Genomic DNA, 23910 nt, shown 5'->3' on the forward strand with positions numbered 1-23910 from the left:
AGCCCTCTTGAGCACTCGCTTCAGATCAAGACGTTCCAGATACGCAGCAGCCCTCACCGCTCTCCTCCTCCCCCTCGCCGCAGCCGTGGGCCTGGCCACACCGGCGCAGGCGGCGGGCCCGACCGCCACGTACGCCAAGACCTCCGACTGGGGCACCGGCTTCGGCGCCGGCTGGACCGTCAAGAACGCGGGCACCACCAGCATCAGCAGCTGGACCGTCGAGTGGGACTACCCCGCCGGGACATCGGTGACCTCGGCGTGGGACGCCGACGTCACCTCGTCCGGCACCCACTGGACCGCCAAGAACAAGTCGTACAACGGCACACTCGCCCCCGGCGCCTCCGTCTCCTTCGGCTTCAACGGCGCGGGCTCCGGCTCCCCCTCCAACTGCAAGCTCAACGGCGCCTCCTGCGACGGCGGCACGACCGTCCCCGGCGACAACCCGCCCTCCGCGCCCGGCACTCCGACCGCGAGCTCCGTCACCAACACCACCCTGACCCTCAACTGGTCGGCGGCGACGGACGACAAGGGCATCAAGAACTACGACGTCTACCGCGGCTCCACCAAGATCGCCACGGTGACCGGCACGACGGCGAACGACACGGGCCTGACCGCCGGCACCACGTACACCTACAGCGTCAAGGCGCGTGACACCGCCGATCAGGTCGGCGCCTCCTCCGGCACGCTCACCGTCACCACGACCGGCGGCGGAGGCGGCCCCGGCGGCAAGGTGAAGCTCGGATACTTCACCGACTGGGGTGTCTACCAGCGCAATTACCACGTCAAGAACCTGGAGACCTCCGGCTCCGCCGCCAAGATCACGCACATCAACTACGCCTTCGGGAACGTCACCGGCGGCAAGTGCGCGATCGGCGACGCCTACGCCGACTACCAGAAGACGTACGACGCGTCCGGCAGCGTCGACGGCGTCGCCGACACCTGGGACCAGCCCGTGGCGGGCAGCTTCAACCAGCTCCGCAAGCTCAAGAAGCTGCACCCGAACCTCAAGGTGATCTGGTCCTTCGGCGGCTGGACCTGGTCCGGCGGCTTTGGCCAGGCAGCCCAGAACCCGGCCGCCTTCGCCCAGTCCTGCTACGACCTCGTCGAGGACCCGCGCTGGGCCGATGTCTTCGACGGCATCGACATCGACTGGGAGTACCCCAACGCCTGCGGCCTCTCCTGTGACACCAGCGGCGCCGCGGCCTTCAAGAACGTCATGTCCGCACTGCGCGCCAAGTTCGGCTCCTCCTACCTGGTGACCGCAGCGGTCACCGCGGACGGTTCCGACAACGGCAAGATCGACGCGGCCGACTACGCGGGCGCAGCCCAGTACGTCAACTGGTACAACGTGATGACGTACGACTTCTTCGGCGCCTGGGCAGCCCAGGGCCCCACGGCCCCGCACTCCCCCCTCACCTCGTACGCCGGCATCCCGACCGCAGGCTTCAACACCGCGGACGCGATCGCCAAGTACAAGGCGAAGGGCGTCCCGGCCGCCAAGCTCCTCATCGGCATCGGCTTCTACGGCCGCGGCTGGACCGGAGTGACCCAGGCCGCACCCGGCGGTACGGCGACAGGGCCCGCCCCCGGGACGTACGAGCAGGGCATCGAGGACTACAAGGTCCTCAAGAGCAGCTGCCCGTCGACCGGCACGGTCGCAGGCACCGCGTACGCCAAGTGCGGTTCCAACTGGTGGAGTTACGACACGCCGTCCACCATCGCGTCGAAGATGACCTGGGCGAAGGGGCAGGGCCTGGGAGGCGCGTTCTTCTGGGAGTTCAGCGGTGACACCAGCAACGGCGAACTGGTGACCGCGGTCAGCAACGGCATCGGCTAGCACCACCGGCCCGCCGCACACAGACGGAAGCCGGGGAGAGGGGTCCGCCCCCACTCTCCCCGGCTTCTGCCGTGTCTACGTACCGATGCGCCTAGGCCACATTGACCCGCTGGCCGGGAGGCGCGGCCTCCAGCCAGGCCAGGAATCCGGTCAGTGCGTCGTCGCTCATCGCCAGTTCGAGCCGCGTACCGCGGTGCATACAGCCGAGCACCACCGCGTCGGAGAGCAGCGCCAGCTCCTCCTCGCCCTCGGGCAGTCGCCGTGCGACGACCTCGATGGCGGAACGGTCCAGCGTCCGGCGGGGCCTCGGGGCGTACGAGAAGACCCGGAACCACTCGATCCGGTCACCGCTGTAGCGGGCGACGCCGTACACCCAGCCCTTGCCCGAAGGGTCCGGTTTCTCCGGAACATCCCAGCGGACACTGCAGTCGAACGTGCCGCCGGAACGCTGGATCAGCCGCCGGCGCAGACCGAAGACGAAGAGTCCCACCGCCACCAGCACGACGACCAGGCCGCACACAAGCAGAGCGAGGATCATCTACACCGACCTCCTCGCCTCACGCCGTAGTGGACCTGCTGCTGCATCGCCTCAGCCGCGACCCGGTCCGGAAAATTCCGGACGGGCCGCGGCTGAGGTCAAATCTCTCAGTTGCGGGGCGTCACTGCCCCGTAGCCGCGCGAAGACGGACATCGGCACGCCGTTCGGCGCCCGCGTCCTCCTCCGACTTGGCACTCTCCAGCGCACGCTCGGCGCGCTGGACGTCAATCTCGTCGGCCAGCTCAGCGATCTCGGCCAGCAGCGAAAGCTTGTTGTCCGCGAACGAAATGAACCCGCCGTGCACAGCGGCGACGACAGTGCCGCCCTCGCTCGTACGGATGGTCACCGGGCCCGATTCCAGCACTCCAAGGAGCGGCTGGTGACCGGGCATGACGCCGATGTCGCCGGACGTGGTCCGCGCGACGACCAGGGTGGCCTCGCCGGACCAGACGTTACGGTCCGCCGCGACCAGCTCGACGTGCAGCTCAGCAGCCAAAACAGGCTCCTCGGGTCACCACCCGGCCTCACCGGCCGGGTGTTGGGTCAAAGTCTAGTGGGCGTACGGAGAGGGACGGGACGGGGCCCCGTCCCTCTCCGGTGAGTCCTGTGAGCCCGAAGGCTCAGCGGATTCAGGAGACGCCGAGCTCCTTGGCGTTCGCCTTCAGGTCCTCGATGCCACCGCACATGAAGAACGCCTGCTCGGGGAAGTGGTCGTACTCCCCGTCACAGATCGCGTTGAACGCGGTGATGGACTCCTCGAGCGGAACGTCCGAACCGTCGACGCCGGTGAACTGCTTGGCGACGTGGGTGTTCTGCGACAGGAAGCGCTCGACGCGACGGGCACGGTGGACAACGAGCTTGTCCTCCTCGCCCAGCTCGTCGATACCGAGGATCGCGATGATGTCCTGGAGGTCCTTGTACTTCTGAAGGATCGTCTTGACGCGCATGGCGGCGTCGTAGTGGTCCTTCGCGATGTAGCGCGGGTCCAGGATGCGGGACGTCGAGTCCAGCGGGTCGACCGCCGGGTAGATGCCCTTCTCCGAGATCGGACGGGACAGAACGGTCGTCGCGTCCAGGTGGGCGAAGGTGGTCGCCGGCGCCGGGTCGGTCAGGTCGTCCGCGGGGACGTAGATCGCCTGCATCGAGGTGATCGAGTGACCGCGCGTCGAGGTGATGCGCTCCTGCAGCAGACCCATCTCGTCAGCCAGGTTCGGCTGGTAACCCACGGCGGACGGCATGCGACCGAGAAGGGTCGACACCTCCGAACCGGCCTGGGTGTAACGGAAGATGTTGTCGATGAAGAAGAGCACGTCCTGCTTCTGCACATCGCGGAAGTACTCCGCCATGGTCAGACCGGCCAGCGCGACGCGAAGACGCGTGCCCGGCGGCTCGTCCATCTGACCGAAGACAAGCGCCGTCTTGTCGATGACGCCGGACTCGGCCATTTCCTCGATGAGGTCGTTGCCCTCACGGGTACGCTCACCGACGCCCGCGAAGACCGACACACCGTCGTGGTTGTTGGCGACGCGGTAGATCATTTCCTGGATCAGAACGGTCTTGCCGACACCGGCACCACCGAACAGACCGATCTTTCCACCCTTGACGTACGGGGTGAGAAGGTCGATGACCTTGACGCCGGTCTCGAACATCTCGGTCTTCGACTCGAGCTGGTCGAACGAGGGCGCCTTGCGGTGGATGGGCCACCTCTCGGTGACCTCGGCCTCCGCCTCGGGCTTGTTCAGGATCTTGCCAAGGGTGTTGAACACCTTGCCCTTGGTGATGTCACCGACGGGCACCGTGATGCCGTTGCCGGTGTCCGTCACCGCGGCCTGGCGGACCAGACCGTCGGTGGGCTCCATCGAGATCGCGCGGACCACGCCGTCACCCAGGTGCTGGGCGACTTCGAGGGTCAGCGTCTTGATCTCGCCGTCCTGGGCCGGGTCGGCCACCTGGACGTGCAGAGCGTTGTAGATGTCGGGCATCGCGTCGACGGGGAACTCCACGTCGACGACCGGGCCGATGACCCGGGCGACGCGGCCCGTGGCTACGGCCGTCTCAACAGAGGTCGTCATTACTTGTCACTCCCCGCGGTCGCGTCGGCCATGGCGCTGGCGCCACCGACGATCTCGCTGATTTCCTGGGTGATTTCGGCCTGGCGGGCCGCGTTGGCAAGCCGGGAGAGGCTCTTGATGAGATCCCCGGCGTTGTCGGTCGCCGACTTCATCGCACGACGACGGGCGGCGTGCTCGGAAGCGGCGGCCTGCAGCAGTGCGTTGTAGATACGGCTCTCGACGTAGCGCGGCAGCAGGGCGTCGAGGACGTCCTCCGCCGACGGTTCGAAGTCGAACAGCGGAAGGATCTCGCCCTTCGTGCCGTTCTCCTCCGAGACCTTCTCGAGCGAGAGAGGCAGCATCCGGTCGTCGACGGGGTTCTGCGTCATCATCGACACGAATTCCGTGAAGACGATGTGCAGTTCGTCGACGCCGCCGTCGGCCGTCTCCGTCCCGATCGACTCGATCAGCGGCGCTGCCACGTTCTTGGCGTCCGCGTAGGTCGGGCTGTCGGTGAAGCCGGTCCACGACTCCGTGACCTTGCGCTCACGGAAGCCGTAGTAGGCGACACCCTTGCGGCCGACGATGTACGTGTCGACCTCCTTGCCCTCGCCGCGCAGCCGCTCCGTCAGCCGCTCCGCCGCCTTGATGGCGTTGGAGGAGTAGCCGCCGGCCAGACCGCGGTCGCTCGTGATGAGGACGATCGCGGCCCGGGTCGGGGCCTCGGCCTCGGTCGTGAGCGGGTGCTTGGTGGTGGAGCCGGTCGCGACCGCGGTCACCGCACGGGTGAGCTCGGTTGCGTACGGCATCGATGCCGCCACCTTGCGCTGCGCCTTGACGATGCGCGAGGCGGCGATCATCTCCATCGCCTTGGTGATCTTCTTGGTCGCCGTGACGGCACGGATGCGACGCTTGTAGACCCGGAGCTGCGCTCCCATGAGTCAGGTCCCTTCCGTCGTCACTTGGAGACGTTGACGGCCGGCGTGTCCTCGCCCAGCAGCTTGCCGTCCGAGGTCTCGAACTGGCGCTTGAAGGCGGCGATCGCGTCGGCGATGGAGCCGAGCGTGTCGTCGGACATCTTGGCGCCTTCGGCGATCGAGGTGAGGAGCTCCTTGCGCTCGCGGCGCAGGTACTCCAGCAGCTCGGACTCGAAGCGACGGATGTCCTCGACCGGAACGTCGTCCATCTTGCCGGTGGTACCGGCCCAGACGGAGACGATCTGCTCTTCGATCGGCATCGGCTGGTACTGGCCCTGCTTCAGCAGCTCCACCATGCGCTTACCTCGCTCCAGCGACGACTTCGACGCCGCGTCCAGGTCGGAACCGAAGGCGGCGAACGCCTCCAGCTCGCGGTACTGGGCGAGGTCGACACGGAGTCGGCCGGACACCTGGCGCATGGCCTTGTGCTGGGCGGAACCACCGACGCGGGAGACCGAGATACCGACGTTCAGCGCCGGGCGCTGGCCCGCGTTGAACAGGTCGGACTCCAGGAAGCACTGGCCGTCGGTGATGGAGATGACGTTGGTCGGGATGAACGCCGACACGTCGTTCGCCTTCGTCTCGACGATCGGCAGACCCGTCATCGAGCCCTTGCCCATCTCGTCCGAAAGCTTGGCGCAACGCTCGAGGAGACGCGAGTGCAAGTAGAAGACGTCGCCCGGGTAGGCCTCGCGGCCCGGCGGACGGCGCAGCAGCAGGGATACGGCGCGGTAGGCGTCGGCCTGCTTCGAGAGGTCATCGAAGATGATGAGGACGTGCTTGCCGGCGTACATCCAGTGCTGGCCGATGGCCGAACCGGTGTACGGGGCGAGGTACTTGAAGCCTGCCGGGTCGGAAGCCGGAGCAGCGACGATCGTCGTGTACTCCAGGGCGCCGGCCTCTTCGAGCGCACCACGCACGGAGGCGATGGTGGAGCCCTTCTGGCCGATCGCGACGTAGATGCAGCGCACCTGCTTGTTCACGTCGCCCGAGCGCCAGTTGTCGCGCTGGTTGATGATCGTGTCGACGGCCAGAGCGGTCTTGCCCGTCTGACGGTCGCCGATGATCAGCTGACGCTGGCCGCGGCCGATCGGCACCATGGCGTCGACAGCCTTGTAGCCGGTCTGCATCGGCTCGTGCACCGACTTACGGACCATGACGCCGGGAGCCTGAAGCTCCAGCGCGCGCCGTCCGTCGGTCTCGATCTCGCCGAGGCCGTCGATCGGGTTGCCGAGCGGGTCGACGACGCGGCCGAGGTAACCCTCGCCGACGCCGACGGAGAGCACCTCACCGGTGCGCTGCACCGGCTGGCCCTCCTCGATACCGCTGAACTCACCGAGGACGACGGCGCCGATTTCGCGCTCGTCGAGGTTGAGGGCGAGACCGAGGGTGCCGTCCTCGAACTTCAGCAGCTCGTTCGCCATGGCCGAGGGAAGACCCTCGATCTTCGCGATGCCGTCGCCGGCAGCGCTGACTGTTCCGACCTCCTCGCGCGAGGCCGCGTCCGGCTGGTACGACTGGACAAAGTTCTCCAGCGCATCCCGGATCTCCTCCGGCCGGATCGTGAGCTCCGCCATCTGGGTTCCCTGCTCTCCTTGTTGAGCCGAATCAATTACAGTCGGCCCAACTCGGGCCGTCATCAATACTGTTGAGTTGGTGGCTGAATCAGCCGGCCATGCGACGCGAAGCCTCGTCGAGGCGATCCGCGATGGAGCCGTTGATGACCTCGTCGCCGACGCGCACCTGGATCCCGCCGAGGACCGAGGGGTCCACGTCGAGGTTGATGTGCATCTGACGGCCGTAGAGCTTCGCCAGCACGCCGCCGAGGCGGAGTTTCTGGTCGTCGCTCAGCGGAACTGCCGAGGTGACCACCGCGACCATCCGGTCCCGGCGCTCCGCGGCGAGCTTGGAGAGGGACTCGAGTCCCGCTTCCAGGCTACGTCCACGGGGCTGCGTCACCAGCCGTACGACCAGGCGCTCGGTGACCGGGTCCGCCTTGCCGCCGAGCAGGCTGCGGAGCAGCTCGCCCTTGGCGGAAGCCGGGGCCGTGCGGTCGGTGAGCGCGGAGCGCAGCTCGGTGGACGAAGAGACGATCCGGCCGAACCGGAACACCTCGTCCTCCACGTTGTCGAGCGAGCCCGACTTCTGCGCCGCGGTGAGGTCGGCGGTGGCCGCCAGCTCCTCGATCGCGTCCACCAGGTCGCGCGACTGCGACCAGCGCGAGCGGACCATGCCGCTCACCAGGTCCGCGGTCGTACCGCTGACCTGGCCGCCGAGCAGTCGTCCTGCCAGTTCGGCCTTGGCCTCACCGGCCTGCGACGGGTCGGTGAGGACCCGGCGCAGAGACACCTCGCGGTGGAGCAGCGCGGTGACGGCAGCCAGCTCGTCGGCGAGGGTCGCCGCGTCGGCCGACGTGGAGTCGGTCAGCGCGTCGAGTCGCGTCCGTGCGGCGGCCAGTGCCTCGCGGCTCGCGCCGTTCATCGAGTGGCCTCGGCCTTCTCCTCGAGGTCGGCGAGGAAACGGTCGACGGTGCGGCTCTGCCTGGCGTGGTCCTCGAGGGACTCGCCGACGAGCTTGCCGGCCAGGTCGGTGGCGAGCTTGCCCACGTCCTGACGCAGCGACTGCGCAGCCTGCTTGCGGTCGGCCTCGATCTGGGTGTGGCCGGCAGCGATGATTTCCTCACGCTGACGCTGGCCCTCCGCACGCATCTCCAGGATGAGTGCAGCACCCTGCTCCTGCGCCTCCTGGCGCAGACGAGCGGCCTCGTGCCGTGCCTCGGCGAGCTGGGCCTTGTACTGCTCCAGCACACTCTCGGCCTCGAGCTTGGCCGCGTCGGCCTTCTCGATGCCACCCTCGATCGCCTCACGGCGCTCGTCCAGAACCTTGTTGATGTTCGGGAGGAGCTTCTTCGCGAGGAAGCCGAAGACGATGGCAAAGGCGAGCAGACCGATGACGAGCTCGTCGAGATGCGGGATGAGGGGATTCTGAGTCTCCGCCTCCGCCGCAAGGAACAGAGCGTTCACATCAGTGCCTTCCATGAAAGGGGTTGGGCTTGTCGGGCCGGTTTACTGGTAGACGAAGCCCATGACGATGCCGATGAGGGCAAGCGCCTCACAGAAGGCGAAACCCATGATCTGGTTGGTACGGATCAGGCCGGCAGCCTCGGGCTGACGGGCAAGGGCCTGGGTGCCGTTACCGAAGATGATGCCGACGCCGACGCCGGGGCCGATCGCCGCGAGGCCGTAGCCGATGGAGGCGACGTTGCCGACGACGTTGGTCTTCGCCGAGCCGGCGGCGGTGTTGATCAGTTCGAGAGCAGCGGACATGCCGTTACTTCCTTCTCTTTCACGGACCCGGTGGGGGTTGGCCACCGGACGTCTGGTTGGACTGATGAGCGGTTGGGCTGGCTCAGTGACTCTCGGCGAGCGCGCCCTGGATGTAGCTGGAGGCCAGGAGCACGAAGACGTACGCCTGGACGGCCTGGATGAAGAGCTCGAAGAGCGTCATCACGATGACCATGACGAAGGACACGGTGCCGTAGGCGATGCCGATGCCGTTCATCAAGTACCAGGAAGCGATCGTGAACATCACGATCAGCAGGTGGCCGGCGAACATGTTCGCGAAGAGCCGGACCGCGTGGGTGAAGGGCCGGATCAGCAGGTTCGAGAAGAACTCGATCACGACGACCAGCGGCATGACCCAGCCGAGCGACTTGTCGTAGCCGGTGATGTTCTTCCAGCCGCCGACGAACCCGTGCTTCTTGAAGGTCAGGCTGACCCACAGCACGTACACGATCAGCGCGAGACCGGCCGGGAAGGCGATCAGGGACGTGACCGGGAACTGGGCGAGCGGGATGATCGACCAGAGGTTGAGCATCCACACGAAGAAGAACAGGGACACCATCAGCGGGACGTACTTCTCGCCGTCCTTCTTGCCGATGATCTCGTACACGATGCCGCGGCGGACGAAGTCGTAACCCGCCTCACCGACCATCTGCACCTTGCCGGGCACCAGCTTCGGCTTGTTGAAGGCCGCCCAGAAGAAGGCGACGATCACGACCGAGGCCAGCAGCGCGAGCAGCATCGGCTTGGTGAAGTCGAAGCCGCCCACCGAGAACATGGGCTCGTAAAGGAAGGTGTGGAGGCCCGGAGCCGGGAACCCGCATCCGGAGAAAATGTGGCAGCTCGCATCAAAGGCAAGCGTTGTGTCAGCACTCACCGCGGGCTCCTTCAGCGTGGCGCATAGGTACGGCAACCTCGTTGTGTCGGCGCGGCGCGAAGCCGCGGGTCGGCACTGGACTGGTGGTCTTACGGACGTGGGCGGGGCGGTTCGACAACGAGCCTCGCGCTGGGACAGGCGTCAGCTCGGATACCCGCGCCCGCAGTGCCGCAGTTGGCACCGGACGATAGCAGTATCGCGAACAGCGTTTTATCCCGGCCCTACCGTTCACGACGGGGACCCGCTCGTCCCGGGCTTCGCGGCCGAGGACGGAGTGGGTTCGACGTAAAGGATCTTGGCCTTCATGTAGGCGCGCGCCTGTGCCGCGATCCACGTGATCGTGCACGCGAGAAGGGCGAAGGCGAACGCCTTGAAGTGGAAAAGTTCAGTGTTCTTGAAAATGCCCAAGAAGACGAAAAGCAGCAGCAGTTGGGTCACATAGAGAAGCATCCCCATGGCCTGGAACAGATGCGGAAGGCTCTTCGCGGTGCGTTGCAGCACCACCAGCCCGGCCCCCATGAAGGCGATCGCCAGCGCGGCACCCACGGCAGCACCGATCGCACCCTTACCGCCCGTGACCACAGCGCTGATCGCGACGGCGACGAGGCCGACGGCAGCACTGGGCAGGGCGGTGGGAAGGAGGATCTGGGCGTCGTTGGACCGCATGGCGGCAGCTCCGCTTCTGGTGGGGGCAGGGTGTCGTCATGGACGAGCGTAGGCCCGGTCCGAGAGTGATCTCGCGCCAAAAGGCCTTCGCACTAAGGCCCTTCGGCTCTGTTGCCGGGTTTCGTGAACGGTATCACAAACTATTTGATGCAGTCTTTACCATGGAGGTGTGCTGCCCGTCACACATGAGAGTTAATGCGCGCGTCTGCGCGGCGGGAAGGTCGCTTTGTCTGGTAATGGCGGCAGTTGGACGCCTGCGTCAGCGCGACGTACCGGCCTTACGCCGGTCGGGGAAGCGCGAACGGGGGCCAACTGCGGTCGCCCCATTGACGCCTGCCGGAATTGGCGGCCTTTCAGATGAATCGTCCGATTCTTCCGCGTCTGCCACTGCGGCGGCCGCAGCGGCCGCTGCTTCGCCGCCGTCGGTGTCCGCGGACCCGGTGGCCCCCGCTCCCCTCGGCCGCCGGTAGCGCGGCGGCACGAACCGCTCGGCCCAGCGCGGGGCATGCGGCTTGAAGCGCGGCAGCAGCAGGAGTACGAGACCGATCGCACTCAGCACCACGATGGCCAGCACCACCCACATCGAGGTGGACTGCACCGAGATGGCGAGCGCACCGAAGGCGAACAGCGCCGACCAGAAGTACATGATCAGCACCGCGCGGCTCTGCGAGTGGCCGATCTCCAGGAGCCGGTGGTGCAGGTGCCCGCGGTCGGCGGCGAACGGCGACTGGCCGTTCCAGGTCCGCCGCACGATCGCCAGGACCAGGTCGGCCATCGGGATCGCGATGATCGTCAGGGGCATCAGCAGCGGGATGAAGACCGGGAGCATCGCGTGGGTGGCGGCGCGCGAACCGCCGAGGTTCAGGTTGAGCGCGTCCGGATCGACCTGGCCGGTGACCGAGATCGCGGCGGCCGCCATGACGAGGCCGATCATCATCGATCCCGAGTCGCCCATGAAGATTCTGGCCGGGTGCATGTTGTGGGGCAGGAAGCCCAGACACATGCCCATCAGGATCGCCGCGAAGAGGGTCGCCGGGGCGGCGGCCTCGATGCCGTACCCGTACCAGAGGCGGTAGGTGTACATGAAGAAGGCCGCGGCGGCGATGCAGACCATGCCGGCCGCCAGCCCGTCGAGCCCGTCCACGAAGTTCACCGCGTTGATCGTGATGACCACGAGAGCGACCGTGAGCAGGGTGGACTGCCAGGAGGTCAGGGAGACCGTGCCGACGCCGGGGATGGGCAGCCAGAGGATCTCCAGGCCCTGCATGACCATGACGCCCGCGGCGATCATCTGGCCGCCGAGCTTGATCAGGGCGTCGATCTCGAACTTGTCGTCCAGTACGCCGATGAGCCAGATCAGCCCGGCCCCCGAGAGCAGCGCGCGCGGCTCGTTGGAGAGCGTGAAGACGCCGTTCAGGTTCACCAGGTGGTCGGCGACCAGCAGACCCGCGCACAGACCGCCGAACATGGCGATGCCACCGAGCCGCGGAGTCGGTTCTCGGTGTACGTCTCGCGCACGGATCTCCGGCATTGCCCCGGCCACGATGGCGAACTTCCGCACCGGCCCGGTCAGCAGATAGGTCACGGCCGCCGTGACGCAGAGCGTCAGCAGGTATTCACGCACGGGCTGCCCCACAGGTATCGCTGGCCATCTCAGCCCCACACCCTAGCTCTCACGTGCATGCCATGGAGGACACACGGGTAGCGATGATGGTTGCACAGTGCCCGACTACCCCGGATATGGCGGGTATGCGCGTGCGAGATTCCGTACCTCTTCGCGCACATCCCGGGCGTCGCGCTCCTCGCGCAGAATCACACCGAACAGCACGGCGAGCCGCGCCATTTCGGCCTCTGCCATGCCCTGTGTGGTGACCGCGGCCACCCCGAGACGGATACCGCGCCCGTCGCCCCACGGCAGCGCGCAGGTGTCCAGGACCATGCCCGCGGCGGCCAGCCGGCTGCGCGCGGCCTGGCCTCCGGCGCCCAGCGGTGCGGGATCGGCGGTGATCAGGTGGGTGTCGGTGCCGCCGGTGGTGACGTGGAGGCCCTCCGCGACGAGTCCGGCGGCGAGCACCCGGGCGTTGGCGACCACTTGGTGGGCGTACCCGGTGAAAGCAGGGGTGGCCGCCTCGGCGAAGGCGACGGCCTTGGCCGCGATCGTGTGCATCTGGGCGCCGCCCTGCGTGAAGGGGAAGACCGCGCGGTCGATGCGCTCCGCGAGCTCGGCGCCGCAGAGGATCAGGCCGCCGCGGGGGCCGCGCAGCACCTTGTGCGTGGTCGCGCAGACCACGTCGGCGTACGGCACGGGGCTGGGGGCCGCTCCCCCGGCGATCAGGCCGATGGGGTGGGCCGCGTCCGCGATCAGATAAGCGCCGGTCTCGTCCGCGATGTTCCTGAAGGCGGCGTAGTCGGGGTGGCGCGGGTAGGAGATCGAGCCGCAGACGATCGCCCGGGGGCGGTGTTCGCGGGCGAGGGTGCGGACCTGGTCGTAGTCGATGAGGCCGCTCTCGCCGTCGACGCCGTACCCGACGAAGTCGAACCAGCGCCCGGAGAAGTTGGCGGGCGAACCGTGCGTGAGGTGACCGCCGTACGGAAGGCCCATGGCCAGGACGGTGTCCCCGGGGCGCAGCAGGGCGGCGTACGCGGCCAGGACGGCCGAGGACCCCGAGTGCGGCTGTACGTTCGCGTGCTCGGCCCCGAAGAGGGCTGCTGCCCGCTCGCAGGCGATCTTCTCGGCGACGTCGACCAGCTCGCAGCCGCCGTGGTGGCGGGCGCCGGGGTAGCCCTCGGCGTACTTGTTGGCGAGCGGCGAGCCGAGGGCGGCGAGGACGGCCGGCGAGGTGAAGTTCTCGGCGGCGATGAGCTGGAGGGAGTCCGCCTGGCGGGCCTCTTCGCCGAGGATGACGTCGGCGATCTCCGGGTCCTGGCGGCGCAGCGCGTCGAAGCCCGGCAGGTGCGGGCTGTGTACGGATGCGGATGCTGTGGTGAGCGACATCTCTGGCTCCTCCGGCTCGGAACCAATGTAGGCCGGGGGCACGGGAGGCGCCTGCGGTGCGTGCTTCGCGGCTCCGCTGCGCCCGGGGCGCTGCCCCGGTTTTTGCCGGAGGGGCGTTATTTGACCCCGGTGAGCGCCGTGACCACCGGGTCGATGGCCTGGCTGATCTCGTCGCCGATGGAGCGGAAGAAGGTGATCGGGGCGCCGTAGGGGTCGTTCACCTCGTCCGCCTCGGGGCTGGGGGCCAGCAGCCACCCGCGTAGAGCCGCGGCAGCACGGACCAGCGCGCGGGCGCGCTCGACCACCCCGTCGTCGAGGGGGTCGGGCAGTGTGGCGGGGTCTATGGCCCGTACGAGACGGGTGAACTCCTTCAGCGTGAAGGTGCGCAGACCCGCGGAGTGGCCCATCGAGATGACCTGGGCGCGGTGGTCGCGGGTCGCGGTGAGGACCAGGTCGGCCCGGATGACGTGGTCGTCGAGGAGTTCGCGGCCCAGGAAGCCCTTGGGGTCCGCGCCGTACTCCTCCAGGACGGTCGCCGCGTTCGCCTCCATGGGCGAGCCCTCATGGCCCCAGGTGCCCGCGCTCTCCACGATCAGCCCGCCCGTCAGCGGGTCGCCGAGGCGGTCGCTGAGGGCATGGCGGGTCAGCCGCTCGGTGATCGGCGAGCGGCAGACGTTGCCGGTACTGACGTGGAGGATGCGGAAGGTGGTGCTGTCCGTGCCTATGCCACGCCCCTCAGGGGCGGTCAATTGGCCACCTCGAGGTCGGGTACCACCTTGCGCAGTTCCTCCGCGGAGAGGGCGCCCGCGCGGAGCAGGACAGGGGTCTTGCCGGTGACGTCGACGATCGAGGACGGGACGATGCCCGGGGTCGGGCCGCCGTCCAGGTAGACCGAGACGGAGTCGCCGAGCATCTCCTGGGCGGCGTCGCAGTCCTCGGGGGACGGGTGTCCCGTGAGGTTGGCGCTGGAGACGGCCATCGGGCCGACCTCGGTGAGCAGTTCGATGGCGACGGGGTGCAGCGGCATGCGTACGGCCACGGTGCCCGCGGTGTCGCCGAGGTCCCACTGGAGGGACGGCTGGTGCTTGGCGACGAGCGTGAGCGCGCCGGGCCAGAAGGCGTCGACGAGTTCCCAGGCCTGCTCGGAGAAGTCGGTGACCAGACCGTGCAGGGTGTTCGGGGAGCCGATGAGGACGGGGGTGGGCATGTTGCGGCCGCGGCCCTTGGCGTCCAGGAGGTCGCGTACGCCCTCGGAGGAGAAGGCGTCCGCACCGATGCCGTAGACGGTGTCGGTGGGGAGCACGACGAGTTCGCCCCTGCGTACGGCGGAGGCGGCTTCGCGCAGACCGGTGGTGCGGTCGGACGCGTCGTTGGTGTCGTATCGCCGTGCCATTTAGCGGGCCTCCTCGAGCAAGGACAGGACTGGGGTGCCGGTGTCGTTCCGCATCACGGCATGGCCTTGCGGGCCGTGGCGAAGCGGGGCCGGTTGTTCAGGTCGGGGTGGTCGGCCGCGTCGGCCCAGCCCCGCTCCTCGGTGAAGATCCACGGCACCTGGCCGCCCTGGGTGTCCGCGTGCTCGATGACGACGACGCCGCCGGGCACCAGGAGCCGGTGGGCGGTGCGCTCGATGCCCCGGATCAGGTCGAGGCCGTCCTCGCCGGAGAACAGCGCCATCTCGGGGTCGTGGTCGCGGGCCTCGGGGGCGACGTACTCCCACTCCGTGAGCGGGATGTACGGCGGGTTGGAGATCACCAGGTCGACCTGGCCGTCGAGCTCGGAGAGGGCCGTCCTGGCGTCTCCCTGGTGGACGGTGACCCTGGACCCCTCGGCGTTCTTACGGGTCCACTTCAGGGCGTCCTCGGACAGCTCCACGGCGTGCACCCGCGCGCGCGGCACCTCCTGCGCGAGGGCGAGGGCGATCGCCCCGGAGCCCGTGCAGAGATCGACGATCAGCGGCTCCACGACGTCCATCGCGCGCACCGCGTCTATGGCCCACCCGACGACCGACTCGGTCTCGGGCCTGGGTACGAAGACACCGGGTCCGACCTGGAGTTCCAGATAGCGGAAGAAGGCGCGTCCGGTGATGTGCTGGAGCGGCTCTCTGGCCTCGCGGCGGGCGATGGTCTCCCAGTAGCGGGCGTCGAAGTCCGTGTCCTTGACGTTGTGCAGCTCGCCCCGCTTGACGCCGTGCACGAAGGAGGCGAGCTCCTCCGCGTCGAAGCGCGGGGAGGGCACGCCGGCGTCGGCCAGCCGCTGGGTGGCCTGGGCCACCTCGGCAAGCAGCAGGTTCATGCGGTTCTCCGTACGGGGGGCTTGCTGACTTCGCTGGGCTGTCTCTTCTACTGCGCGGCGGCGAGCTTGGCCGCCGAGTCCGCGTCGACGCACGCCTGGATCATGGCGTCGAGGTCGCCGTCGAGGACCTGGTCCAAGTTGTACGCCTTGAAGCCGACGCGGTGGTCGGAGATCCGGTTTTCCGGGAAGTTGTACGTGCGGATCTTCTCGGAGCGGTCCACGGTGCGCACCTGGCTGCGGCGCACGTCGGACGCTTCCTGCTCGGCGGCTTCCTGGGCCGCGGCGAGGAGCCGCGAGCGCAGGATGCGCATGGCCTGCTCCTTGTTCTGGAGCTGGCTCTTCTCGTTCTGGCAGGAGGCGACGACGCCGGTCGGCAGGTGCGTGATGCGGACGGCGGAGTCGGTGGTGTTGACGGACTGGCCGCCGGGGCCCGAGGAGCGGTAGACGTCGATACGGAGGTCGTTCGCGTGGATCTCGACCTCGACCTCCTCCGCCTCGGGCGTGACCAGCACACCGGCGGCGGAGGTGTGGATGCGCCCCGCGGACTCGGTGGAGGGCACGCGCTGCACACGGTGCACCCCGCCCTCGTACTTCATCCGCGCCCAGACGCCCTGGCCGGGCTCGGTCGCGCCGTTGCCGCCCTTGGTCTTCACCGCGACCTGGACGTCCTTGTAGCCGCCCTGGTCGGACTCGGTGGCGTCGATGATCTCGGTCTTCCAGCCGATGCGCTCGGCGTACCGGAGATACATCCGCAGGAGGTCGCCGGCGAACAGGGCCGACTCGTCGCCGCCCGCACCCGCCTTGATCTCCAGCAGGACGTCCTTGTCGTCGCTGGGGTCGCGCGGGACCAGGAGCAGCCTGAGCTTCTCGGTGATCTCCTCGCGCTGGCCCTGCAGTTCCTTCACCTCGGCAGCGAAGTCCGGGTCGTCGGCGGCCAGTTCGCGGGCCGTCTCGATGTCCTCACCGGTCTGCTTCCAGGAGCGGTACGTGGCGACGATCGGGGTCAGCTCGGCGTAGCGCTTGTTGAGCTTGCGCGCATTGGCCTGGTCGGCGTGGACCGACGGGTCTGCGAGCTTCGTCTCGAGTTCGGCGTGCTCGCCGATGAGATCCTCGACCGCCTCGAACATCTTCGGGCTCCTGCTTCTGCTGGTGAAAGGTCTGCTGGGACGGCAAAAGCGCCGGTCCGGTCGCTCCGGTGGGAGCGACCGAAGACCGGCGCAAATGGCTCGCTACTTGGACGCAGCAGCCTTGCCGAAGCGGGCCTCGAAGCGGGCCACACGGCCGCCGGTGTCCATGATCTTCTGCTTGCCCGTGTAGAACGGGTGGCACTCGGAGCAGACCTCGGCGCGGATGGAGCCGCCGGGGAGGGTGCTACGGGTGGTGAACGAGGCGCCACAGGTGCAGCTGACCTGGGTCTCGAAGTACTCGGGGTGGATCTCGCGCTTCAAGGTGTCTCCTAGTTTCGGGAGGGCGCCGGGTCGCCACGACGGAATTGCCGAGACGTGAACCGGGGCCGACGTACCAGTCTGCCAGGACTGGCCGGTGCTTCAAAATCAAGCACGATTGCCTCAACCGGGGCAGGGCCGGTTCTATTCCGTACGGGGCTCTACGAGCCCGTGACGACCTTGCCCGCACCGCCGGTGTCGCCGGCCGAGCCCTTGGTGGCGGAGGCCGGGATCGCCTTGTCCGCCTTGAGGGCGGCCCAGACCTGCTGGGACTTGGCTTCCAGCGGGATGACGCGGTTGAGGTCCGCGGGGTCGTACTGCACCGGCAGCGTGATCATCTTCATGTTGCCGGAGTTGATCGACTTCAGACCGTTGGCGAAGCCGGACAGGCTGGAGACCGAGGCCAGGTCGGAGTCGGTGGTGACCGCCTTGGTGGCGGCCTCGGCGAGGCCGAGCAGTTTGTTCGGGCTGGTGAAGACTCCGACGCCCTTGACCTGCTTGATCAGCGCCTTGATGAAGGCCTGCTGCAGCTGGATACGGCCGAGGTCGCTGCCGTCGCCGACGCCGTGCCTGGTGCGTACGAGACCGAGCGACTGCTCCCCGGTGAGGGTGTGCGTGCCGGCCTTCAGGTTCAGGTGGCTCTTGCTGTCGCTGATGTCCTGGGTCGTGGTGATCGGCACCCCGCCCAGCTCGTCGATCAGCTTCTTGAAGCCGGTGAAGTCGACCTCGATGTAGTGGTCCATGCGGATCCCGGACATCGACTCGACGGTCTTGACCGCGCAGGCGGGCCCGCCGACCTCGTACGCCGTGTTGAACATGAGGCGCTTGCCGCCGGCGTCCGTCTTGCCGTCGGTGGTGGTGCAGGACGGGCGCGTGATCAGGGTGTCGCGCGGGATGGACACGACGCTGGCGGCCTTGTGGCCCTTGTTGATGTGCACGATCATCGCGGTGTCCGAGCGGGAGGCGCCTTCGTCCTTCCCGTACTCGGCGTTCTTGCCGGCACGCGAGTCGGAGCCCAGGACCAGGATGTCCATCGAACCGTTGTCGACCTGGGCCGGACGGCTGGTGCCGAGCGCGGCGTTGATGTCGACGCCCTTGATGTTGCCGTTGAGCTTGAAGTACAGGTATCCGAGTCCGCCGCCGCCGAGGAAAACCACGGCAGCCGCGACCCAGGCCGTGACGGTGAGCGCCTTGCGGCGCGTCGACCGCGGCTTGCGGCGCTTGCCGGCGGCTCGCTTGCCGCCGTTGCGTATTCGGCTTTCCTTGGTGTGCTCGGCCATGCTCTCCCTCGAGTCCTTGTAGCTCCGGCTACCCCTTGCCGTGACGGTCAGGCATGGTCTGTCGGTACTTGTCAGACGGTGGAACAGCGCAAAGCGTTGCACAACGCCCTGTCACCTCCGCTGGGGGCGGGAGTGACAGGGCGTTGGTCCGGCGGAACCGTAAAAGCGGTTCCCACCTGGGAAATCAGCTGAGGATGCCGTACTGCTGCCAGCCGTTTCCGAGGGTGGTGGGTGTGGCAAAGATCTCCGCCGGGGTCGCACGACGTTCTGGTCAGCCGACGGTGTAGTACCCGCTCCAGCCGGACCCGATCTTCACCGATGCGGCGAAGATCTCCGTGGTGCCCTTGCCCGTGCCCTTCAGCAGATACAGACCACCGCTGGTCGAGCGGGCGACCAGGTCGGCCTTCCCGTCCCCGTTCACATCACCGGGGGTGATGAGCAGGTTGTACGCCGCCCAGTTGGAGCGCACCTTCACGGGCGCCTCGAACGGGGCCGTGGACTTTCCGGTGCCCTTGACCAGGTACAGGTCGTTGGTGCCGCCGCGCCGGACCAGGAGGTCGGACTTGCCGTCGTTCGTGTAGTCACCGTTGCCGCGGACCTGGTTGTACACCTGGTAGCCGGTGCCGGCCTTGGTCGCCGTGGCGAAGGTCCCGTTGCCGTAACTGGGGTACACGGTCAAGTCGCCGGTCGAGGTCACGGCGACGATGTCGCCCTTGCCGTCACCGTTGACGTCGCCGGGGGCCGCGATGGCCCGTACCGTCTTCCAGTTGCTGAAGAGCTTGGTCTTCGCGTACGTGGCACTGCTCGCCGAGCGGTGCAGCCAGTAGACGTTGCCGGTCGAGCTCTCCCTCGCGACGAGGTCCTCGTAGCCGTCCCGGTTCAGATCCGTCTGGATGACGGTGTTGTACGCGCTGTAGGAACCGGCGAAGGCCTTACGGGCGGCCAGCGACTCACCGTTGGAGTTGAAGGTGTAACCCGTGCTGCCGGTCGTACGGGCGAAGAGGTCCGCCTTGGTGTCCCGGCTGAAGTTGGTGTCGTTGATCCGGGGCTGAATCGCCGCGCTGTACGTCGAGACCTTGGTGTAGGCGTCGTACGTGCCGCCGACATTGCACAGCTGCTGCTCGGACGCCGGGCCCCAGGAGGTGAGGCCGATGATCCGGCCGTTGACGATCATGGGGCTGCCGGAGTCACCCGGGCAAGTCGCCTTGCCTGTCGCGTCGTTGTCCGTGCCGCCCACACCCGCGCAGATCATGTGCCCGGCCTTGTAGGCACCCGGCGTGTTCACCGCGGTGTCCAGGTTCTCCGTGCATTCCGCGTCGGAGTGCAGCGGCTGCTCCAGCCGCTGGAGGACGTCGGCGAGCTGCGCCGTGCCCGCGTCGGACGAGGTCACACCCCATCCATAGGTGGTGGCCACTGTTCCGGCGGCGTACCGAGCGGTGTCGCCGAAGGAGGCGGGCTGAGCCGGCTGGTACGGAAGCGGCTTCGACAGCGTCAACAGCGCGACGTCGTTGTCGATGGCGCTCGGGTTGTAGGAACCGGCGCGGTACACACGGGAGACGGAGGCTACCGTCCCCTCGGGCTTGGACCCGCCGCCGCCGACCAATTTCGCGGTGCCGCCGAGAACCAGACCGTGGCCGGTCCAGTTCATGACACTGCCATCGTCCGCGGTAACGCAGTGAGCGGCGGTGAGCACCTTGTTCGGGGCGATCAGAGAACCGCCGCAGGTGAAGTAGAACGAACCGTCGTTGTCCCATTCGAAGAGCAATTGCACCATCCAAGGAGCACTGCTGAACGACGTGGAAGTCCCACCGATGATTTTCGGGGACGCCGTGACGGTCTTCACGACCTCCGTGCCCTTGGGCGGAAGGAATTTCGGGCCGCTGTCGCTGGCCTGAGCGTTGAACGCCAGCCCACCCCCGAGCAGCGCCAGAGCCGCGGCTCCGGCGGCTATGAGTCTGCGGAATTTGTGCACTGATCTGCCGTGACGTGACACACGCACGCAATTCTCCTGTTATTCAAGGGACTTCAGAGATTGACGCCGTGTGGGGGGATGGGAACGGCTGATCGATGCTACATGCAGAAATCCGCCCCGTCACCTGAGTGACGGGGCGGATTCATGGGACTTGGCCGCTCACGGCAGAGCGTCGTTACCCAGCCGTTAGTCGTTGCCGTTCGACGGCGTCGTCTTCGCGATCTGCATCAGGAACTCGGCGTTCGACTTGGTCTGCTTCATCTTGTCGAGAAGCAGCTCGATCGCCTGCTGCGAGTCGAGCGCGTGCAGCACCCGGCGCAGCTTCCAGACGATGGCGAGCTCCTCCGGGTTGAGGAGGATCTCTTCCTTGCGCGTACCCGACGGGTCGACGTCGACCGCCGGGAAGATGCGCTTGTCGGCGAGCTTCCGGTCGAGCTTGAGCTCCATGTTGCCGGTGCCCTTGAACTCCTCGAAGATCACCTCGTCCATGCGCGAGCCGGTCTCCACGAGCGCGGTGGCGAGGATGGTCAGCGAGCCGCCGTCCTCGATGTTGCGCGCGGCACCGAAGAAGCGCTTCGGCGGGTAGAGCGCGGTCGAGTCGACACCACCGGAGAGGATGCGACCGGAGGCCGGGGCCGCCAGGTTGTACGCACGGCCCAGGCGGGTGATCGAGTCGAGCAGCACGACCACGTCGTGACCCAGCTCCACGAGGCGCTTGGCGCGCTCGATGGCCAGCTCGGCGACGGTGGTGTGGTCCTCGGCGGGACGGTCGAAGGTCGAGGAGATGACCTCGCCCTTCACCGACCGCTGCATGTCGGTGACCTCTTCCGGACGCTCGTCGACCAGGACGACCATCAGGTGGCACTCGGGGTTGTTGACGGTGATCGCGTTGGCGATCGCCTGCATGATCATGGTCTTACCGGTCTTCGGCGGGGCCACGATCAGGCCTCGCTGGCCCTTGCCGATCGGCGCGACGAGGTCGATGATCCGCGTCGTCAGGATGCTCGGGTCGGTCTCCAGGCGCAGCCGGTCCTGCGGGTACAGGGGGGTCAGCTTCTGGAACTCGGGGCGCCCGCGGCCGGAGTCGGCCGCCATGCCGTTCGAGGAGTCCAGGCGCACCAGCGCGTTGAACTTCTCGCGGCGCTCGCCGTCCTTGGGCTGACGGACCGCACCGGTGACGTGGTCACCCTTGCGCAGACCGTTCTTGCGGACCTGGGCCAGCGACACGTACACGTCGTTCGGGCCCGGCAGGTAGCCGGAGGTCCGGATGAACGCGTAGTTGTCGAGGATGTCCAGGATGCCCGCGACGGGGATCAGGACGTCGTCGTCGTTGACCTGCGGCGGGGCGTCGCTGCCGAACTCCTCGCGGCCACGACGGCCACGGCGGTCGCGGTAACGGCCACGGCGGCCACGGCGTCCGTCGCCGAACTCGTCGTCGTCCTGCGGGCCGTTGTCACGGTTCTGGCTCTGGCTCTGACCCTGGTTCTGGCCCTGGTTCTGGCTCTGACCCTGCTGGCCGCCCTGGCGCTGCTGGCGCTGGCCGCCGCCCTGCTGGTCGTCGCCCTTGCCGCCACGGTCACGGCGGTCGCGCTGGTTGCCACGGTCCTGGCGGTCACCGCGGTCGCCACGGTCCTGACGGTCGCGACGGCCCTGCCGGTCGCGGCGTCCCTCGGCGTTGTCGACGGCCGCCTCGGCCTTGGCCTCGGCCGGAGCCTCTGCCTTGACCTCAGTCTTCACTGCCTCGGCCGCAGCGGTGGCGGTCGCGGTCTCGGGGCTGCCCGCCTGGGCGGTGGCCCGACGACGGCGGCGCTCACCGGCCGGCTGGTCGTCGCTGGCCGGCTGGCCCGGAATGTCGATCTGCTGCTGGGCCGTGGCCTTCTCCGCCTTCTTCTCGGCGGCAGGAGCTGCGGCGGCCTCGTCGCCCGTACGGGCCTTGGAGGTGGTACGGCGCTTCGGCTTGGTCTCGGCCGCATCGGCGCCGGCGCTCTTGGACGCGGACGACGAACCGCCCTGCGCCTCCTTGATGACCTCGATCAGCTGGCTCTTGCGCATCCGCGCAGTGCCCTTGATGTTGAGGCCGGACGCGACCTGCTGCAGCTCGGCCAGGACCATGCCCTCGAGGCCGGTGCCGGAGCGGCGACGCTTGGGGGCAGCACCTGTGGCGGACGCGCTGCTGTCGACATTGTTGTCGGCAGGTGCGCCCATCAGATCGGTGGTGTCGCTCACGAAGGGGTCCTTCCCTGGAGCGGACGTCGGCCTGTCTGGCTCGGCGACCGGTTGTGCTGTCCGTCGGGTATGGCGGAGAAACAAATGTGCTGAGGGGTGTCCGGCTCGGGGCCGGTTCCGGAGCGTGCTCGAACTGCTAGGCAGGCTGCTCAGGCAGTGGGGGAGGCTCTCGGAAGAAAAGCGGTCCCTGATGGGGACACGAAGCACCGCGCCACAACGACGTCGAGTGCAGACTTGAGATTAACACTACCGGATCCAACAAACATTCCCCCTCTCCATACCGGCAAGCTGTGGCCTGGCGACTACTGCGATCCGAGCGGCAGGACGCTCGCACCCGGGACGTCGAAGGCCAGCCGGTTCGCCGCCCAGCCCTCTCCCGCCAGCCGTGCGACCTTGTCGGCCGCACTGTCCTCGACCAGCGCGAGCACCGTGGGGCCCGCACCGGAGATGACTGCAGGGACGCCGTCCGCGCGCAGTCGGTTCACCAGGGCCACGCTTTCCGGCATCGCGGGAGCACGGTACTCCTGGTGCAGTCGGTCCTCGGTCGCCGCGAGCAGCAGCTCGGGGCGCCGGGTCAGTGCTTCCACGAGAAGAGCCGCGCGGCCCGCGTTCGCGGCGGCGTCCACATGGGGGACGGTCCGCGGCAGCAGGCCCCGTGCGGTCTCCGTCAGTACGGGCTTACCCGGTACGAAGACGACGGGAACGACGGAAGCGGCGGGATCCATACGGATGGCCCTGGCCGCACCCCCGTCGGTCCAGGCGAGCGTGAAGCCGCCGAGCAGACAGGCGGCGACGTTGTCGGGGTGGCCCTCGATCTCGGTGGCGAGCTCCAGCAGCGCCTCGTCGTCGAGCTTCTCCGCCCCGCCTATGGTCACGGCGCGGGCGGCGACGATTCCGGCGCAGATCGCGGCGGACGAGGAGCCGAGGCCGCGGCCGTGCGGGATGCGGTTGGCGCAGACGATCTCCAGGCCGCGCGGCTGTCCGCCGAGCAGGTCGAAGGCGGTGCGCAGGGAGCGTACGAGCAGGTGGTTCTCGTCACGGGGCAGCGTCTCGGCGCCCTCGCCCGCGATGTCGATGTGCAGTCCGGCGTCGGCGACGCGCACGACCACGTCGTCGTACAGGCCGAGAGAGAGTCCGAAGGCGTCGAAGCCCGGTCCGAGGTTGGCGCTGGAAGCGGGGACGCGCACCCGGACGGCAGCGGCGCGGAAGGCGGGACCGGCCATCGCTCTGATGACTCTCCTTGTGAGACTGCAGACCTGGTGTCGGCTGCGGGATTTCCTGCTGTTTTGAGTACCCGAAAGGCCTTGGCGGCAACAGCACCGCGGCATATGCGGCGGGCGGGTTGGGGACAGCTTATCGAAGGAAGGTTCTGTGGCGACATAGGGCGCACAGGAGGCGCACGATGCGTGTCGC

General features: G+C 68.0%; 22 protein-coding genes. 1 reads left to right on the plus strand and 21 read right to left on the minus strand.

From position 1 onward, the window contains the following. Positions 1–7 precede the first annotated feature (7 nt). Positions 8–1837 (plus strand): glycoside hydrolase family 18 chitinase, encoded by a 1830-nt coding sequence (locus AB0H78_RS17685; protein ID WP_363235320.1) that lies wholly within the window; start codon positions 8–10, stop codon positions 1835–1837. Between the two features lie 91 nt (positions 1838–1928). On the opposite strand, the gene AB0H78_RS17690 is transcribed toward AB0H78_RS17685, so the two are convergent. The 21 genes from AB0H78_RS17690 to thrB all read right to left on the minus strand — a co-directional run bounded on the left by AB0H78_RS17690 (position 1929) and on the right by thrB (position 23720). After that, positions 1929–2375 (minus strand): DUF2550 domain-containing protein, encoded by a 447-nt coding sequence (locus tag AB0H78_RS17690; protein WP_363235321.1) that lies wholly within the window; start codon positions 2373–2375, stop codon positions 1929–1931. Between the two features lie 121 nt (positions 2376–2496). Further along, positions 2497–2871 carry a F0F1 ATP synthase subunit epsilon gene (locus tag AB0H78_RS17695; protein ID WP_206961010.1) on the minus strand — a complete coding sequence of 125 codons (375 nt, stop codon included), beginning with the start codon at positions 2869–2871 and terminating at the stop codon, positions 2497–2499. Positions 2872–3004: 133 nt separating this feature from the next. Beyond that, a complete protein-coding gene (atpD, locus tag AB0H78_RS17700; protein ID WP_363235322.1) occupies positions 3005–4447 on the minus strand; it encodes a F0F1 ATP synthase subunit beta in 1443 nt (480 codons plus the stop codon). Continuing rightward, positions 4447–5364 carry a F0F1 ATP synthase subunit gamma gene (locus AB0H78_RS17705; RefSeq protein WP_363235323.1) on the minus strand — a complete coding sequence of 306 codons (918 nt, stop codon included), beginning with the start codon at positions 5362–5364 and terminating at the stop codon, positions 4447–4449. The genes atpD and AB0H78_RS17705 overlap by 1 nt, the downstream gene beginning before the upstream one ends. A gap of 20 nt (positions 5365–5384) precedes the next feature. Next, entirely contained in the window at positions 5385–6980 is a 1596-nt protein-coding gene (gene atpA / locus AB0H78_RS17710; protein WP_363235324.1) for a F0F1 ATP synthase subunit alpha, read from the minus strand. 88 nt (positions 6981–7068) lie between these two features. Further along, positions 7069–7884 carry a F0F1 ATP synthase subunit delta gene (locus AB0H78_RS17715; RefSeq protein WP_363235325.1) on the minus strand — a complete coding sequence of 272 codons (816 nt, stop codon included), beginning with the start codon at positions 7882–7884 and terminating at the stop codon, positions 7069–7071. Further along, positions 7881–8426 (minus strand): F0F1 ATP synthase subunit B, encoded by a 546-nt coding sequence (locus AB0H78_RS17720; RefSeq protein WP_363235326.1) that lies wholly within the window; start codon positions 8424–8426, stop codon positions 7881–7883. Before AB0H78_RS17720 ends, AB0H78_RS17715 begins: the two co-directional genes overlap by 4 nt. A 42-nt stretch (positions 8427–8468) precedes the next feature. Next, complete coding sequence (atpE, locus tag AB0H78_RS17725; protein ID WP_363235328.1) at positions 8469–8729, minus strand: ATP synthase F0 subunit C; 261 nt, start codon at positions 8727–8729, stop codon at positions 8469–8471. An 82-nt stretch (positions 8730–8811) separates the two neighbouring features. Then, a complete protein-coding gene (gene atpB, locus AB0H78_RS17730; RefSeq protein ID WP_363235329.1) occupies positions 8812–9621 on the minus strand; it encodes a F0F1 ATP synthase subunit A in 810 nt (269 codons plus the stop codon). Positions 9622–9849: 228 nt separating this feature from the next. Further along, positions 9850–10287: a hypothetical protein gene (locus tag AB0H78_RS17735; protein WP_363235330.1), complete on the minus strand. Its 438-nt coding sequence runs from the start codon at positions 10285–10287 to the stop codon at positions 9850–9852. A gap of 259 nt (positions 10288–10546) precedes the next feature. Next, positions 10547–11911, minus strand: coding sequence for an MraY family glycosyltransferase (locus tag AB0H78_RS17740; RefSeq protein ID WP_363235331.1), 1365 nt, complete (start codon positions 11909–11911; stop codon positions 10547–10549). A 105-nt stretch (positions 11912–12016) separates the two neighbouring features. Continuing rightward, entirely contained in the window at positions 12017–13282 is a 1266-nt protein-coding gene (glyA, locus tag AB0H78_RS17745; protein WP_363235332.1) for a serine hydroxymethyltransferase, read from the minus strand. A gap of 116 nt (positions 13283–13398) precedes the next feature. Further along, positions 13399–14031 carry a protein-tyrosine-phosphatase gene (locus tag AB0H78_RS17750; RefSeq protein WP_363235333.1) on the minus strand — a complete coding sequence of 211 codons (633 nt, stop codon included), beginning with the start codon at positions 14029–14031 and terminating at the stop codon, positions 13399–13401. Beyond that, the gene (locus AB0H78_RS17755) at positions 14028–14675 is read right to left on the minus strand and encodes an L-threonylcarbamoyladenylate synthase (protein ID WP_363235334.1); all 648 of its coding nucleotides are present in this window, start codon (positions 14673–14675) and stop codon (positions 14028–14030) included. The genes AB0H78_RS17750 and AB0H78_RS17755 overlap by 4 nt, the downstream gene beginning before the upstream one ends. Positions 14676–14728: 53 nt before the next feature. Next, on the minus strand, positions 14729–15574 hold the full coding sequence (prmC, locus tag AB0H78_RS17760) for a peptide chain release factor N(5)-glutamine methyltransferase (protein ID WP_363235335.1): 846 nt from the start codon (positions 15572–15574) through the stop codon (positions 14729–14731). Between the two features lie 47 nt (positions 15575–15621). Continuing rightward, complete coding sequence (gene prfA, locus AB0H78_RS17765) at positions 15622–16701, minus strand: peptide chain release factor 1 (protein ID WP_363235336.1); 1080 nt, start codon at positions 16699–16701, stop codon at positions 15622–15624. Positions 16702–16803: 102 nt separating this feature from the next. Next, complete coding sequence (rpmE, locus tag AB0H78_RS17770) at positions 16804–17022, minus strand: 50S ribosomal protein L31 (RefSeq protein WP_329122841.1); 219 nt, start codon at positions 17020–17022, stop codon at positions 16804–16806. Between the two features lie 158 nt (positions 17023–17180). Next, positions 17181–18299, minus strand: a complete 1119-nt coding sequence (locus AB0H78_RS17775; protein ID WP_363235337.1) for an LCP family protein — start codon at positions 18297–18299, stop codon at positions 17181–17183. 271 nt (positions 18300–18570) lie between these two features. Then, complete coding sequence (locus AB0H78_RS17780) at positions 18571–20298, minus strand: trypsin-like serine protease (RefSeq protein ID WP_363235338.1); 1728 nt, start codon at positions 20296–20298, stop codon at positions 18571–18573. Between the two features lie 159 nt (positions 20299–20457). Further along, a complete protein-coding gene (gene rho / locus AB0H78_RS17785; RefSeq protein WP_363235339.1) occupies positions 20458–22497 on the minus strand; it encodes a transcription termination factor Rho in 2040 nt (679 codons plus the stop codon). Between the two features lie 302 nt (positions 22498–22799). Then, positions 22800–23720, minus strand: coding sequence for a homoserine kinase (gene thrB / locus AB0H78_RS17790; RefSeq protein WP_363235340.1), 921 nt, complete (start codon positions 23718–23720; stop codon positions 22800–22802). Between the last annotated feature and the right edge of the window lie 190 nt (positions 23721–23910).

This window comes from Streptomyces sp. NPDC050738 (assembly GCF_040654175.1).
Lineage (GTDB): Bacteria > Actinomycetota > Actinomycetes > Streptomycetales > Streptomycetaceae > Streptomyces.

What these genes read in the sequence shown, in the direction of transcription:
- AB0H78_RS17690 (WP_363235321.1), bottom strand. Translation starts at nt 2,375, where the DNA reads ATGATCCTCGCTCTGCTTGTGTGCGGCCTGGTCGTCGTGCTGGTGGCG.
- atpD (WP_363235322.1), bottom strand. Translation starts at nt 4,447, where the DNA reads ATGACGACCTCTGTTGAGACGGCCGTAGCCACGGGCCGCGTCGCCCGG.
- AB0H78_RS17705 (WP_363235323.1), bottom strand. Translation starts at nt 5,364, where the DNA reads ATGGGAGCGCAGCTCCGGGTCTACAAGCGTCGCATCCGTGCCGTCACG.
- atpA (WP_363235324.1), bottom strand. Translation starts at nt 6,980, where the DNA reads ATGGCGGAGCTCACGATCCGGCCGGAGGAGATCCGGGATGCGCTGGAG.
- AB0H78_RS17715 (WP_363235325.1), bottom strand. Translation starts at nt 7,884, where the DNA reads ATGAACGGCGCGAGCCGCGAGGCACTGGCCGCCGCACGGACGCGACTC.
- atpE (WP_363235328.1), bottom strand. Translation starts at nt 8,729, where the DNA reads ATGTCCGCTGCTCTCGAACTGATCAACACCGCCGCCGGCTCGGCGAAG.
- AB0H78_RS17735 (WP_363235330.1), bottom strand. Translation starts at nt 10,287, where the DNA reads ATGCGGTCCAACGACGCCCAGATCCTCCTTCCCACCGCCCTGCCCAGT.
- glyA (WP_363235332.1), bottom strand. Translation starts at nt 13,282, where the DNA reads ATGTCGCTCACCACAGCATCCGCATCCGTACACAGCCCGCACCTGCCG.
- AB0H78_RS17755 (WP_363235334.1), bottom strand. Translation starts at nt 14,675, where the DNA reads ATGGCACGGCGATACGACACCAACGACGCGTCCGACCGCACCACCGGT.
- prmC (WP_363235335.1), bottom strand. Translation starts at nt 15,574, where the DNA reads ATGAACCTGCTGCTTGCCGAGGTGGCCCAGGCCACCCAGCGGCTGGCC.
- prfA (WP_363235336.1), bottom strand. Translation starts at nt 16,701, where the DNA reads ATGTTCGAGGCGGTCGAGGATCTCATCGGCGAGCACGCCGAACTCGAG.
- AB0H78_RS17775 (WP_363235337.1), bottom strand. Translation starts at nt 18,299, where the DNA reads ATGGCCGAGCACACCAAGGAAAGCCGAATACGCAACGGCGGCAAGCGA.
- thrB (WP_363235340.1), bottom strand. Translation starts at nt 23,720, where the DNA reads ATGGCCGGTCCCGCCTTCCGCGCCGCTGCCGTCCGGGTGCGCGTCCCC.